Origin of the sequence: Sphingomonas sp. (genome assembly GCF_024508665.1) — a bacterium.
GTDB lineage: Bacteria > Pseudomonadota > Alphaproteobacteria > Sphingomonadales > Sphingomonadaceae > Sphingomonas.
This window is the reverse complement of sequence record NZ_JANINP010000001.1, coordinates 199718-212820: the sequence shown is the minus strand read 5'-3', so window position 1 is coordinate 212820 and position 13103 is coordinate 199718. Positions and strand designations below refer to the sequence as shown.

10 protein-coding genes are annotated in these 13103 nt (G+C 63.6%); 5 read left to right on the top strand and 5 right to left on the bottom strand.

Going from position 1 to position 13103, the window contains the following annotated elements; genetic code table 11:
- Window positions 1-11 precede the first annotated feature (11 nt).
- The 4 genes from Q0L25_RS00985 to Q0L25_RS00970 all read left to right on the top strand — a co-directional run bounded on the left by Q0L25_RS00985 (window position 12) and on the right by Q0L25_RS00970 (window position 6383).
- The gene (locus tag Q0L25_RS00985; protein ID WP_296611059.1) at window positions 12-365 is read left to right on the top strand and encodes a YciI family protein; all 354 of its coding nucleotides are present in this window, start codon (window positions 12-14) and stop codon (window positions 363-365) included.
- Window positions 365-1573, top strand: a complete 1209-nt coding sequence (locus Q0L25_RS00980) for a DUF6596 domain-containing protein (RefSeq protein WP_296611058.1) — start codon at window positions 365-367, stop codon at window positions 1571-1573. The genes Q0L25_RS00985 and Q0L25_RS00980 overlap by 1 nt, the downstream gene beginning before the upstream one ends.
- 95 nt (window positions 1574-1668) lie before the next feature.
- The gene (locus tag Q0L25_RS00975; RefSeq protein WP_296611057.1) at window positions 1669-3648 is read left to right on the top strand and encodes a PAS domain-containing sensor histidine kinase; all 1980 of its coding nucleotides are present in this window, start codon (window positions 1669-1671) and stop codon (window positions 3646-3648) included.
- A 338-nt stretch (window positions 3649-3986) separates the two neighbouring features.
- Complete coding sequence (locus Q0L25_RS00970) at window positions 3987-6383, top strand: hypothetical protein (RefSeq protein ID WP_296611056.1); 2397 nt, start codon at window positions 3987-3989, stop codon at window positions 6381-6383.
- Window positions 6384-6528: 145 nt separating this feature from the next.
- On the opposite strand, the gene Q0L25_RS00965 is transcribed toward Q0L25_RS00970, so the two are convergent.
- The 4 genes from Q0L25_RS00965 to Q0L25_RS00950 all read right to left on the bottom strand — a co-directional run bounded on the left by Q0L25_RS00965 (window position 6529) and on the right by Q0L25_RS00950 (window position 10244).
- On the bottom strand, window positions 6529-7557 hold the full coding sequence (locus Q0L25_RS00965; protein ID WP_296611055.1) for a hypothetical protein: 1029 nt from the start codon (window positions 7555-7557) through the stop codon (window positions 6529-6531).
- A gap of 447 nt (window positions 7558-8004) precedes the next feature.
- Window positions 8005-9417, bottom strand: a complete 1413-nt coding sequence (locus Q0L25_RS00960; protein ID WP_296611054.1) for a coniferyl aldehyde dehydrogenase — start codon at window positions 9415-9417, stop codon at window positions 8005-8007.
- A gap of 22 nt (window positions 9418-9439) precedes the next feature.
- Window positions 9440-9940: a hypothetical protein gene (locus Q0L25_RS00955; RefSeq protein WP_296611053.1), complete on the bottom strand. Its 501-nt coding sequence runs from the start codon at window positions 9938-9940 to the stop codon at window positions 9440-9442.
- Between the two features lie 49 nt (window positions 9941-9989).
- Window positions 9990-10244 (bottom strand): hypothetical protein, encoded by a 255-nt coding sequence (locus tag Q0L25_RS00950; protein WP_296611052.1) that lies wholly within the window; start codon window positions 10242-10244, stop codon window positions 9990-9992.
- A 119-nt stretch (window positions 10245-10363) separates the two neighbouring features.
- Between Q0L25_RS00950 and Q0L25_RS00945 the strand changes: the two genes are divergently transcribed.
- Entirely contained in the window at window positions 10364-11551 is a 1188-nt protein-coding gene (locus tag Q0L25_RS00945) for an acetyl-CoA C-acyltransferase (RefSeq protein ID WP_296611051.1), read from the top strand.
- Window positions 11552-11593: 42 nt separating this feature from the next.
- On the opposite strand, the gene Q0L25_RS00940 is transcribed toward Q0L25_RS00945, so the two are convergent.
- Window positions 11594-13093: a tryptophan halogenase family protein gene (locus tag Q0L25_RS00940; RefSeq protein ID WP_296611050.1), complete on the bottom strand. Its 1500-nt coding sequence runs from the start codon at window positions 13091-13093 to the stop codon at window positions 11594-11596.
- Between the last annotated feature and the right edge of the window lie 10 nt (window positions 13094-13103).

The following is a 13103-nucleotide window of genomic DNA, read 5'->3' as shown; positions in this document are numbered from 1 at the left end:
GGAGATAGAAGATGCATTACATGATCCTGATCTACGAGGACGAAAGCGTCTATGGCGACAAGAGCGATACGCCGGAGATGCAGGCGATCGTCGCCAAACATTGGGACCTGGTGAGCGAGCTCGGCGACCAGTACAAGACAGGCGCCGGCTTGGCGCCGACGGCCACGGCGACGACGGTCCGCACCGTCAACGGCAAGCAGACGATCCATGACGGCCCCTTCGCCGAAACGCGCGAACAACTCGGCGGCTATTATGTGATCGAGGCGGACAATCTGGACGATGCGATCGCGATCGCGCGCAGGGTGCCAGTCCGCTTCGACGGCTCGATCGAGATCCGGCCGTTGCTCCACCCGCCGGGCAAGTGATGCTCGACGCGGTGCTGCGGGCGGATGGCGGGCGGATCACCGCCGCGCTCGCCGCCCGCTTCCGCGACCTCGATCTTGCCGAGGAAGCGCTGGCGGAGGCGTGCGCGCGGGCGGTTTCGGCCTGGGCCGACGCCCCGCCGGCCAATCCGGCGGGCTGGCTCTATCGCGTCGCGACCCGCGTCGCGCTCGATAGCTTGCGGCGCAGTGCGGTACGCCAGGCGGTTGAACTGCCCGAACCGGAGCCCGAACCGACCGTGGAGGAGTTGATGACCGCCGCGCCGCTGATCCCCGACGAACGGTTACGGCTGATCTTCGTCTGCTGCCACCCCGCCATCCATCCCGAGGCGCGCGCCGCGCTCACGCTGCGGCTGGTGTGCGGCCTCTCCGCTCAGGAGATCGCCCGCGCTTTCCTGATCGCCGAGCCCGCATTGCTGCAACGCCTGACTCGCGCCAAGCGTAAGATCGCCGATGCCGGGGTGCCGTTCGAGGTGCCGGGTCCCGATCATTGGGGCGAGCGGCTCGACGCCGTGCTCTCGACGCTCGAGGTGGCTTATGCCCACGCCCATGCCGACGGTGCCGGGACCGGACGTCATGCTAGTTATGGTAAGGAGATGCTGGGCATCACCGCAGCACTAGGGACGATGCTCCCGACCGAACCCGAAGTCCATGCACTCGCCGCGACCGTTCGCTTTGCCGAGGCGCGTCGACCGGCGCGGGTCGATGCCCGTGGCATGATGGTGCCGCTCGCCGAACAGGACCCGATATTGTGGGATGCGACGCTGATCGCCGAAGGCCGCCGCTATCTCGCCGGCGTCCTGACGCATCCGCTTCGGTCGCGCGGCATCCAGGCGTTGATCCATGCCGAATGGTGCGCGCGTGCGTCGCTAGCCGATCCCGCTCCCTGGCCTGCGGTGCTGACGCTTTATGACGCACTGCTTGCGTGCCGCGACGATCCCGTTACGCGTCTCAACCGTGCGGTAGCGTTGGCCGAAATATACGGACCGGCGATCGCGTTCGAAGAGGTCGATGCGCTCAGCCACGCCGGCCTGGCTGATTATCTTCCCTATCACGCCTTGCGTGCCGACCTGTTGGCGCGGCTCGGACTCTCTGATGCCGCGCGCCGGGCATATGACGCTGCCCTGGCCCTTGCGCCAGCAGACGCGGAGCGCCGCTGGCTTGATCTCGGCCGCTCAAAATGCGTGGATTGAAGCGGATTTCGCGATGAATTGGCCCGGAACCTTTCCCCTGGCTCACGGTTGAATTCGACTAACGTGTCACCGCACTACGCGGCAAAGGGGACGGGGTGAATCGCGAAGAAAGTCACACCGCGAATTCGGAAAACGATCGATACCGACTGCTGGTCGACGCGATCACCGACTATGCGATTTACATGCTCGATCCCGACGGGATCGTCACCAACTGGAATGCCGGTGCGCAGCGTTTCAAAGGCTATACCGCCGAAGAGATTATCGGCCAGCATTTCTCGCGCTTCTATTTGCCCGAAGATCGTAGCGACGGGCTGCCGGCACGCGCACTGGCCATAGCCCGCACCGAAGGCAAATTCGAACGCGAAGGCTGGCGGATCCGCAAGAATGGCGAGCGTTTCTGGGCGCATGTCGTCATCGACCCGATCTGGGGGAAGGACGGCACGCTGATCGGCTTCGCCAAGATCACCCGAGATCTGACCGAACGCCGGGCCGCCGCAGAAACCTTGCGTCAAAGCGAGGAACAGTTCCGCCTGCTGGTCCAGAGCGTGACCGATTATGCGATCTATCGCCTCGATCCCAAGGGGCATGTCGCCAGTTGGAATTCGGGTGCCGAGCGTATCAAGGGTTACACGCCGGCTGAAATCATCGGCTCCCATTTCTCGCGCTTCTATAGCGAGGAAGATCGTCTCGCCGGCGAGCCCGAACGTGCGCTATCGATCTCGCGCGATCAGGGCCGCTTCGCCGCGGAGGGTTGGCGCGTCCGCAAGGATGGCAGCCGGTTTCGCGCCAGCGTCGTGCTCGACCCCATCCGCGACGACAAAGGCGAGCTTATCGGTTTCGCGAAGGTCACGCGGGACGTGACCGAGCGCGAAGAGGCGCAACGCCGGCTCGATCTCGCCCGCGAGGCGCTGTTTCAGTCGCAGAAGATGGAGGCGATCGGTCAATTGACCGGCGGCGTTGCGCACGATTTCAACAATCTACTGATGGCCATCCTCAGCAGCCTGACACTCCTCGAAAAGCGCGTTTCGGGCGATGCGTCCGCGCAACGGTTGATCGACAACGCCCGGCAAGGCGCCGAACGCGGCGCCGCGCTCACGCAACGGATGCTTGCCTTTGCCCGGCGTCAGGAACTCAATCCGGAGCCGGTCGACACTCCCGCGCTCGTTCGCGGCATGACCGATCTGCTCCAGCGCACGCTCGGTCCATCGCACCCGATCGGACTGCAATTCCCGCTATCGCTTCCCTGGGTGCTCGCGGACGCGAACCAGCTCGAAATGGCCTTGCTCAATCTCGCGGTGAACGCGCGCGACGCGATGCCCGACGGCGGTGCCATATCGATCACCGCCAGCGAGGCTACCGTCGGCGATCGGAAACCCGACGGACTCGCTCCTGGCCGGTACGTGAAACTCGCGGTTGTCGACACCGGCACAGGCATGGACGCCGCTACCCTGGCGCGTGCGACCGAACCTTTCTTCACGACCAAGGGCATCGGCAAGGGAACGGGCCTAGGCCTGTCGATGATCCACGGTCTCGCCGATCAGATGAAAGGCGAATTGGTGCTGCGCAGCGCGGTCGGCCATGGAACCACCGCCGAGTTGTGGCTGCCGGTCACCGAGGTACGGCAGCATGCCGTCGCCGCACCGGCGCCCGCGCCGGGGAGCGTCGACCAGCCGCGCGACCTTCGCGTGCTGGTGGTCGACGACGACTGCCTCGTCCTGATGAACACCACCGCCTTGCTCGAGGATATGGGGTATGGCGTGACCGAGGCCAATTCGGCGGCCGAGGCACTGGCTTTGTTCAAAGACGGGACCGCGTTCGATTTGTTGATCACCGACCAAGCGATGCCGGGCATGGTGGGAACCCAATTGATCGAGAAAACGCGCGAACTCGTCCCCGATCTGCCGGTCATTCTCGCCTCCGGCTATGGCGAGCTGCCCGAGGCCGCGCTTCACAACGTCATCAAGCTCGCCAAGCCGTTCGGTCAAGCGCAGCTCGCTGCGGCGATCCGCAAGGTGGAAACGGAGCAACCGGCCCGGGCGGACACCGATCGCGTGCCGGCAATTGCCGCACAATAGCGACGGCCGAATTCTTGGAACGCAAGACTTACCCGCAGCAATATATCGATGGTTATAGATAGTCCAAATCTGGATTGCTTCAGTAAACGATAGCCTGTTATTTTCGGATACGCGATGTTACGCCAGTCTTTATGGGGCGGGCATCGAAATTATTTTACACCAGCTGCATGCTATGCATCGCTTTGCCCGTATCGGTTGTTGCACAGGCAAGCGATGGACCGCCACCTTTCCTTATCGCGGCTGGGCCGCCGACAACGGGAGACAAAGCGGATGGTCCGCAGGACCAGACGCCGCAAACGGCGGATGACATCATTGTTTACGCCTCTCGACAGGGCGTATTGCCGGGCGTTCCACCGGAAAACGAACTCAGCGAACAGGATATTGCCGCCTACGGCGCCGACACCGTCGGCGATCTGCTCGACCAGGTCGGCGGCGCGGCCGATTCGTCCGGCGAAGGTCCCGTAATCCTGATCAACGGTCGGGAAACCACCGGCCTGAACACGGTAAACGACCTTCCGACCGAGGCGATCCGCAAGATTCAGGTGTTACCGCAGCGCGTGGCTGGGCGCCTAGGCGAACGCCCCACCCGGCGCGTGATCAACGTAGTGCTCAAGGATAATCACCGGCAGATCACCGGAAATGCCGAGGGGAGCTTCGCAACCGCTGGCGCAGGGCGAAGCTACAAGGCCGAGATCAACCTTTTGCGGCTGAAAAACGGCAACCGCGACAGCCTGGTTTTCCGCAGCGAGCGCGTCGATCCTCTCTTCGAAAGCGACCGCGACATCGTCAGCGATCCCTTGACGGCGCCCTATGACAGCCGCGGCAATATTTTCGCCTCTACGATCTGGGGGGCGGAGATCGACCCTGCATTGAGCGCGCTCGCGGGACAGACGGTAACCATCGCGCCCATCCCGGCCGGCAACACGGCACCGACTTTGGGCGCGTTGGCGGCCAATGGCAACCAGCCCAACTTTACCGATGTTCGTGACTTTCGCACGCTTACTGCCGGCAAACGCAGCTATTCGGTGAACGGCAACATCGCGCGGCAATGGGGAAAGACGGCGTTCTCGCTCAACGCGCGTGCCGAATGGGTGAGCACGGACTCGCAGGCGGGCCTTGCCGGGGTGTCGCTATTGGTGCCCGCGGGTACGCCATTTTCGCCATTCACACGCGATGTCAGGGTCGCTCGGTACGTTGGCGATGCACTGCTCCAAGAGGGACACAATACCAACCTCGAGCTTGGCGGCGATTTCACGACGCCGATCGGCGGCTGGAATTTGCGCGTGGCCGGAAATTGGCAACACGTCGCCGCCAGGACCAACAGTCAGGCCGCCTCCGATCCGACCCCGCTTCAGGCCGCGATCAGTGCCGGCACCGTGAACCCGTTCGGCGCCTTGCCGAGCGACCTGACGGCGCTCCGGTACAATTTTTCGCGGTCGAGGGGCGACACTGCATCCTTGCGGACGACGCTTTCCGGACGAGTGCTGAAACTGCCAGCGGGCCCGGTACGTGCCGCGGTAACGGCGACTTTAAGAACCGACCGGCTCGATGGACGGTGGGAATTCCTGTCGGTGCCGAACGTGACAAGCTATGTCCAAAACGAAGCTGCACTTTCAGGCAACCTCCAGGTCCCCTTGCTCGGCGACAAGTCGCCGATCGGCAATCTGGAACTCGACCTCAACGGAGCGATCCGCAGGATCAACCGGGTCGGGACGGTCGAGGATTTCGGCGCCGGGCTGGCGTGGCAACCGACCAAGTCATTGAATCTTCGCGGCTCGTTCGACATGCAGCGGCAAGCGCCGTCCGCCCAGACGCTCAGCGACCCACAAATCGTCTATGAAAATTACCGTATTTTCGACTTCGTCACCGGACAGACGGTCCAGGTCCGCTATGTCACCGGGGGCAACCCCAATCTGCCCGTCGCCACGCGAAAGATTTGGTCGGTGGGGGGCACGTATCTGCCTTTCAGCAATGCGAATCTGATCCTGACCGCGGAATATTCCAGCCGGCGAACCACAAATCTTCAGTCCTCGCTCCCTCCTGTCAACGCGCAGGTCCAGGCGGCATTCCCCGATCGCTTCGTGCGCGACGCCAACGGCGTTCTGACACTGGTCGACAGCCGGCCCGTCGCCTTTGCCTATGACAACAGCGACCAGTTGCACTCGCGGATCGATTTTCACGGGTCGCTCGGCAAGCCCAGCCGGAAACGCGCGGCTGGTTCGGGAAGCGATTCCGACGGAGCATTCTCGTTCGACGGTCGGGCACGCTTCAATTTCAGCATCGAGCACAATTGGATCCTACGCAGCGTGCGTCGCGCGCAGCTTGGCTTGCCGGAGGTCGACCTGTTGGCGGGCGGCGCGACCGGATATGGCGGAGGCTTGGCCCGGCACACCGTACGCGTTTCGGCCAATCTCGCCGGTCGGGGGGTGGGAATGCAGCTTTACGGCACCTGGCGCAGCGCAACGCTGATCAAGGCCGCCGACATTCCGTCGCCGAATGACCTCTTTTTCTCGGCGCAGACCAACGTCGACATGCGGCTATTCGCTGATCTCGGCACGCTGGCACGCGGCAGCCCCGTGCTGAAAGGCGCCCGCTTATCCGTGGCAGTGACCAACCTGCTGGATTCGAAACAGCGAGTTCGTGATGGCAACGGGCTGACGCCGACACGATATCAACCCTATATACTGAACCCTCTCGGGCGCGTGATCACGATAGGTCTTCGCAAGGCATTCTGAGCCGAGGGCCCCGGCCCCATTGTCAGCGGCCGCACTGCTTTGCGGGACCGGCCCTCGCTCCTACGCGGTGTACCGCCTCACCCGGAATCAAAAGCCTCGCCAGTGTGACCTGGCGAGGCGCTTGAAGTTTCAGAAATGCGGCAGGTCAGATCACCGGAACGGTGACCCAATTGTGGCTGCCGTCATTCAGGTTCGGAACGCCGACGGTCGCGCCACCATTATACCAGTCGGTGGTGCACTTGTCCCCGGTATAGCCGTTCTGCTTGGTCCAGGCACCCGGCAGCTTCGTGCCGGTCTTGCTCGGCGAGATGCAGACCACGACCTGCCCGATGATCAGTGTCGCGCTGGTGTCGAAGCCTTCACCGGCATCCTCATGAGCACGAAGCACATTGGTCTGGTCGACGTTGACGGCAGTCTGCGCTTCGTTGCCCTGCAACTGGGGCGGATCGTTATAGGCATCGTGATGCTCGGTGTAAGCTGCGGTGCCCTGGAACTTGCAGTGCGGATTATCGGGGTTGCCGCCATGGAACGGGTCGCCCCACCAGCTCGGAAGGTTGGTCGGGTCCGAGCCTTGCGCGGTGAAGGCGGCGCAATTGCCCCGGACCGCGTCTTCGGAATCGCCGAAGTCGCCGGCGATCACGTAAATGCCGACCGCCGGGTGATAAATGTCGACGGCGGGATGATAGAGCGACTTGAAGATGTCGCAGCTGAACGCATGGGCGTAGGTCGTCTTGAACGTACCCATGAAATCATAGGTGCTGGCGCTGTAATGGCCGCCGACCGCCTGCTTGATACCGAACATGTTGACGCTGCCGCCATTGCGATAGGGATCGCCAAGGATTTCGGTGTGTGCGGGGGTGAACGTGCCGGCGCCGACAAGGGTGCCCGGAATTGCGTCGGTGATCGAGTGAGTGCCGGTTTCGATCGGCCCAGCGGCCAGCGTTACCGAACCGAGCACCACTTGGCCGGTCCAGATGTCGCCGCCCGCGCCATCGGTGTCGTGGGCCAATGCCGCGGCGTCACACGTTGCCTGCATTCCTGGCAGAACGACCTGGCCGGGATCGGCGGCTGGCGTTGGATCGACGAGGGTGACTGCGGCAAATGCCGGAATCGGGGCGATGGCGACCGCGAGCGCGACGATCGCGCTGGCAGAGGCTCGAAAGGTCGAGATCATGGCCTACTCCTGAATTAATCTTTGAATTCATCATCTCCCGTCGGCGACTCGCGGTTTGATCGGAAGCTATGTGAATTTTTTAGGTCAGTAGAGCCGATAGTAAATAGGACGTTTACGTCATTATGGTAAAAATATGGCTTAATTCGATACTGGAGATATATGACGTTATTTAAGTATATCTTTAGTTATATTAATCTATATTAGCTATCCATCCTTCAGGTACTGTAACAACAAACTCGATTCATTGACATCACCCGTCGGGACATAGGGGGTATCGAGAGCGGCATAAGCTATGTCCTAAGCTCGGAATGGGTATGCGCAAACGCGCCAGCACATTGCGAATCAGGAAGTTTCCGGCCATGTCGGCCATACTGCTTTGGCAAACAGCAGCATCACTTGGGGCCGCCTTTGGGCGGCCCCTGTTTTTGTCCGGCCCGCTCTGGAAACCTATTTCATCTGCCGCTTGACCGAAGTCATAGTCGCCTTGCCGTAGGGCGGCTTGAGACCCGCGAGTTTGGCGATATCGAAGCGTGCCTGGCGATACACCGTCTTGGCATGGCTGAACGTCTTGAACCCGTCATGCCCGTGATACGCGCCCATCCCCGACGGGCCGATTCCGCCGAAGGGCAATTCCTCGTTCGAGATGTGGAAGATGACGTCGTCCAAGGTCACGCCGCCGGAGATCGTCCGGTCGAGCACGCGGCGGCGCTCCGTGTCGTCGCTGCCGAAATAATAGAGGCCGAGGGGCCGATCGCGGCGGTTCACTTCGGAGATCGCGCCGTCGATATCGTCGTAGCGCCGCACTGGCAGGATCGGTCCGAAAATCTCTTCCTGCATCACCGTCATGTCGTCGGTGGCGTCACGGATGATGTGGAGCGGCATCTTGCGGCTGTTCGACGCGGCGAAATCCTCGTTCGCGGGATTGACGGTCTCGATCGTCGCCCCTTTGGCACGGGCATCCTCGAGCCAATCCTGCAGCCGCTGATGATGACGATCGTTGATGATCGAGGTGTAGTCGGGATTGGCGAGTAGGGTCGGGTACATCGCCGATACCGATTGCTTCAGGCCGTCGACCACCGCCTGTTCCTGGTCCGACGGGACCAGCATGTAATCGGGCGCCAGGCAGATTTGGCCGGCATTGAGCATCTTGCCGATCGCCACACGCTCGGTGCCGCGCTTCACGTCCGCCGACCGCCCGAAGATCACCGGCGACTTGCCGCCGAGTTCGAGCGTCACCGGGGTCAAATTATCCGCGGCGGCATGCAATATGTGCCGGCCGATCCCGGTGGCGCCGGTGAAGATCAGGTGATCGAACGCCAGGCCCGAAAACTCCTTGCCGACCTCCGGTCCGCCCGACACGAACGCAAGCTCGTCAGCGGCGAAATAGCTGGGGCAGACTTCCTCGAACAAGGCGGCGACGCGTGGCGTGAATTCGCTCGTCTTGACCATCGCGCGGTTGCCTGCGGCGAACACCCCGGCCAGCGGCGCCATGATCAGGTTGACCGGAAAATTCCACGGCGAGATCACCCCGACCACGCCCTTGGGCTGGAACTCGATCCAGCCCTTGGCGCCGAGCAGGCCGAGCGGCGCGGTCACCGGGCGGCGCTCCGGACGCGACCAGCGATCGACATGCTTCAATGCGTGTTTCAGCGGCGCGACCGAGGCGGCGATATCGGTCAGCATGGATTGTTCGCGGCTGCGATGCCCGAAATCCTCGCTCAGCGCATCGCAAAAGCGATCGGCATTGTCGGCAATCATCGCCGCGGCACGCTTCAGCCGGTCCTTGCGCACGTTCAGGTTCACCGGCAATTCGGCCATGAACGCCGCGCGTTGCGCCGCCAGGATGTCATGCATCGTCATCGTTTCATCCTCCCCAGGTTCCTCACGCGCACCCGATCGCGCCGGCAACCGGTACAACCATGCTGGCGCGGCCCGCGCGGTCGATCCGCAACGTCGCGTCTGAAATTGATCCGCTTTTCGGGGTGCTGGCGTCGGTCTTTACGACAATTTGCAAGGTGGCCGTCGTGCCCCTGCCTCGGTATTCGGTGATCTGCGAGTAGCCGAGACCACCGATGCCGTTCTGCGCGCTGATCGGGAGGTCCGCCACCTTACCGTCGATCGTCAGCCGCAGCCACGCGGGGTCAGTGCTCGCCATCGCCACGAGCGCCATGCTTGGCGTCCGCGTCCACAGGAATGCCGCGCATCCTTTGGCGGGCAGTCGCTGGGCCGGTAGCGCGGCGATCGGCAGACCATCGACCGAGGAGACGAGCGGCTCGATGATCGGCGGCGCGGCCGATGGTGCGGAGGGCGACTTTGGCAAAGCAACATCCTGCGCCACGGCCGGTGCGGTCGTCATGAGCAAAGCGAGCAGCAACGTCCTCATCGCCACTTTGCTACCACGGGTTGACGTTAAGGGTAAGCGCCGATCGCGGTCAGCCCGCCGCCTTCTTCCGGATCAGGTATCGATAGATGCCGAAGACGTCGATCGCGAGCAACACGACGTTCTGCGTTCCGAGCGCGGCATCCTTCGACAGGACCGCACCCGCCACCCAGCACAGCGCCGAACCGGTGAAGATCACGAATCCCCAGCCGGTCACGCGCCGCCCCGAATCAAGCGAGACCATGAGGGCAGCGATGATGCCGCTGATCGAGGCGATCCATTTGATCGCGGTAATGAGGGTTTCCATGGCCATTGCCTTAGCGAACGAACGACCCGCTCGAATTGCCGCAGAGCAACCCCGCCCAATTTGAATTCACTGTCGCCCGCCACTAGATCTCCTGCAACGTCATCTCCCGGAGTTCCTTCATGACCGCCGACCCAATTGTCATCCTGTCTTATGCCCGCACCCCGATGGGCAGTTTTCAGGGAACACTGACCGGCGCCAGCGCGACGCAATTGGGCGCGACCGCGGTCAAGGGAGCGGTCGAGCGCGCCGGCGTCGACCCCAAGCAGATCGAGCGCATCTATATGGGCTGCGTGCTTCCCGCCGGGCTCGGCCAGGCACCGGCGCGCCAAGCTGCGATCAACGCCGGCCTCGGCGATCATGTCGAGGCGACCACGGTCAATAAGATGTGCGGGTCGGGCATGCAGGCGACGATCATGGGCAGCGAGGCGCTCGCGGCCGGGTCGGTCGACCTTATCGTGGTCGGCGGCATGGAAAGCATGACCAACGCGCCGTACCTCTCCATGCGCCACCGCGGCGGCGCGCGGATCGGGCACGATGTGCTCAAGGATCACATGTATCTCGACGGGCTCGAGGATGCCTATGAGCCCGGCCGGTTGATGGGCAGCTTCGCCGAAGAGACCGCGCAGGAATATCAGTTCACCCGCGCCGCGCAGGACGATTACGCTATCGCCAGCCTCGAGCGTGCGCAGGCGGCCCAGAAATCGGGCGCGTTCGAGCGCGAGATCGTCGCGGTCGAGGTGGTCGGGCGCAAGGGCACCGATACGATCACACTCGATGAGCAGCCCGCAAAGGCTGATGCCTCGAAAATTCCGACGCTCAAACCCGCATTCGCCAAGGACGGTACGATCACGGCGGCGAACGCCTCGTCGATTTCCGATGGCGCCGCCGCCCTCGTCCTCACCCGCGCCTCGGTTGCCGACAAGCTCGGCAGGACGCCGGTCGCGCGGATCGTGGCGCAAGCCGCTCACGCCCATGCGCCGGCAAAGTTCACGACCGCGCCGGTCGCCGCAATGCAAAAGGCGCTCGACAAGGCCGGCTGGACCGTTGCCGATGTCGACCTGTTCGAGGTCAACGAGGCGTTCGCCGTGGTCGCGATGATCGCGATGCACGACCTCGGCATCCCGCACGACAAGATCAATGTGAATGGTGGCGCCTGCGCGCTCGGCCATCCGATCGGCGCCAGCGGCGCGCGTATCTTGACGACGTTGGTGTCGGCGCTTCAGGCGCGCGGGCTCAAGCGCGGTGTGGCGTCGCTGTGCATCGGCGGCGGCGAAGCGACGGCAATAGCGGTCGAACTCATCGACTGATCGGGTACGCAGCGGCCGGGGCGGCCGCCGCGCAGGAGCGCGTCAGACCTTAGCCATGTCCGCCGGTAGCGGCAGCGGCGGCAATTGCGCCGCCGCTTGGGCGATCGCGGCACGCACCGCTTCGACGTGGCGCCGGTTATCGGCCTCGCTTAGCGTTTCGATCATCGGATTATAGTCGGTGGGCCGGATCCCCTGCCCGTCCATCACCGCGAACCAGCTGGCGTCGCGAAACAGTTCGTCGGTCGACAGGACGAGGCGTCCCGACGCGCGGAACTGGTCGATGCGATAGGCGAGCGTGTCCGGGATCGGCATGTCCTGGCAATAGCGCCACAGCGGCTCGTCGCGGCCGGCCGTCATCTTGTAATGCAGCACTAGAAAGTCGCGGACGTCGAGCACTTCCTGCCCGAACACGCGGTCGAACTGCTCGGCGACCAGCGCATCGTCGCCGTGGCGCGGAAACAGCGCCAGCAACTTGGCGATGCCGCTCTGGATCAGGTGGATGCTGGTCGATTCGAGCGGCTCGAGGAAGCCGCTCGACAGGCCGATCGCGACGACGTTCTTGACCCAGGAGCGCTTGCGCTTGCCAGGCAGGAAACGGATCAGACGCGGCTCGGCGATCGGCTCTTCGCCGAGCGCATCGAGCAGCGACTGGCGAGCGGCATCATCGTCCTGGAACCGGCTGGAAAAGACATAGCCGTTACCGGTGCGATGCTGGAGCGGGATGCGCCAGCGCCAGCCCGCTTCCGCCGCGGTCGCGCGGGTATAGGGAATGATCTCGCCCTCGACCGGGCTCGGTGCTGCCCAGGCGCGATCGCAGGGTAGCCACTCGCTCCAATCCTCGAACCCGGCGCCCAAGGTCTGTTCGATCAGCAGCCCGCGAAGACCCGAACAGTCGATGAAGAGTTCGCCCGCCACCGGGTCGCCGCGCTCGGTGACGAGCCGTGTGATGCAGCCGCTTTCGGGATCCTGCTCGACCCGCGCGACCTTGCCTTCGGTCCGCACCACGCCGAGCGCTTCGGCGTGGCGGCGCAGATAGCGCGCATAGAGGCCCGCGTCGAAATGATAGGCATAGCCCAGGGTCGATCGCAGCGATCGCGGATCGCCTACCGGAGTCGCGAACCTGCCGGCGCGCGCGGCTTGCGCGGTCAACGAGAAATCCTCGGTCGCCGCCGCCATCCCACCGAGCCGCGCGCGGATCAGGCGATGAAGGAACATCACCCCGTCGCCGGGAGGACCGAAGGTGCCGAACGGATGCAGATAGGCGCTGCCATCGCCGTTCCAGCCGCTGAACTGGATGCCGAGTTTGTAGGTCGCCTTGGTCTCGCGGATGAATTCGGCTTCATCGAGCCCGACGATCCGGTTGAACCAGTGAATGGTCGGAATCGTCGCCTCGCCTACCCCGATCGTGCCGATCTCATCCGACTCGACGAGCGTGATCGTGCGGCCCGATCCCTTCAGCGCGCGGCTCAGCGCCGCCGCGGTCATCCAGCCCGCGGTACCGCCGCCCAGGATGACGATGTTGCGGATGCCCGGTTCGCCCATGCGCTTGATC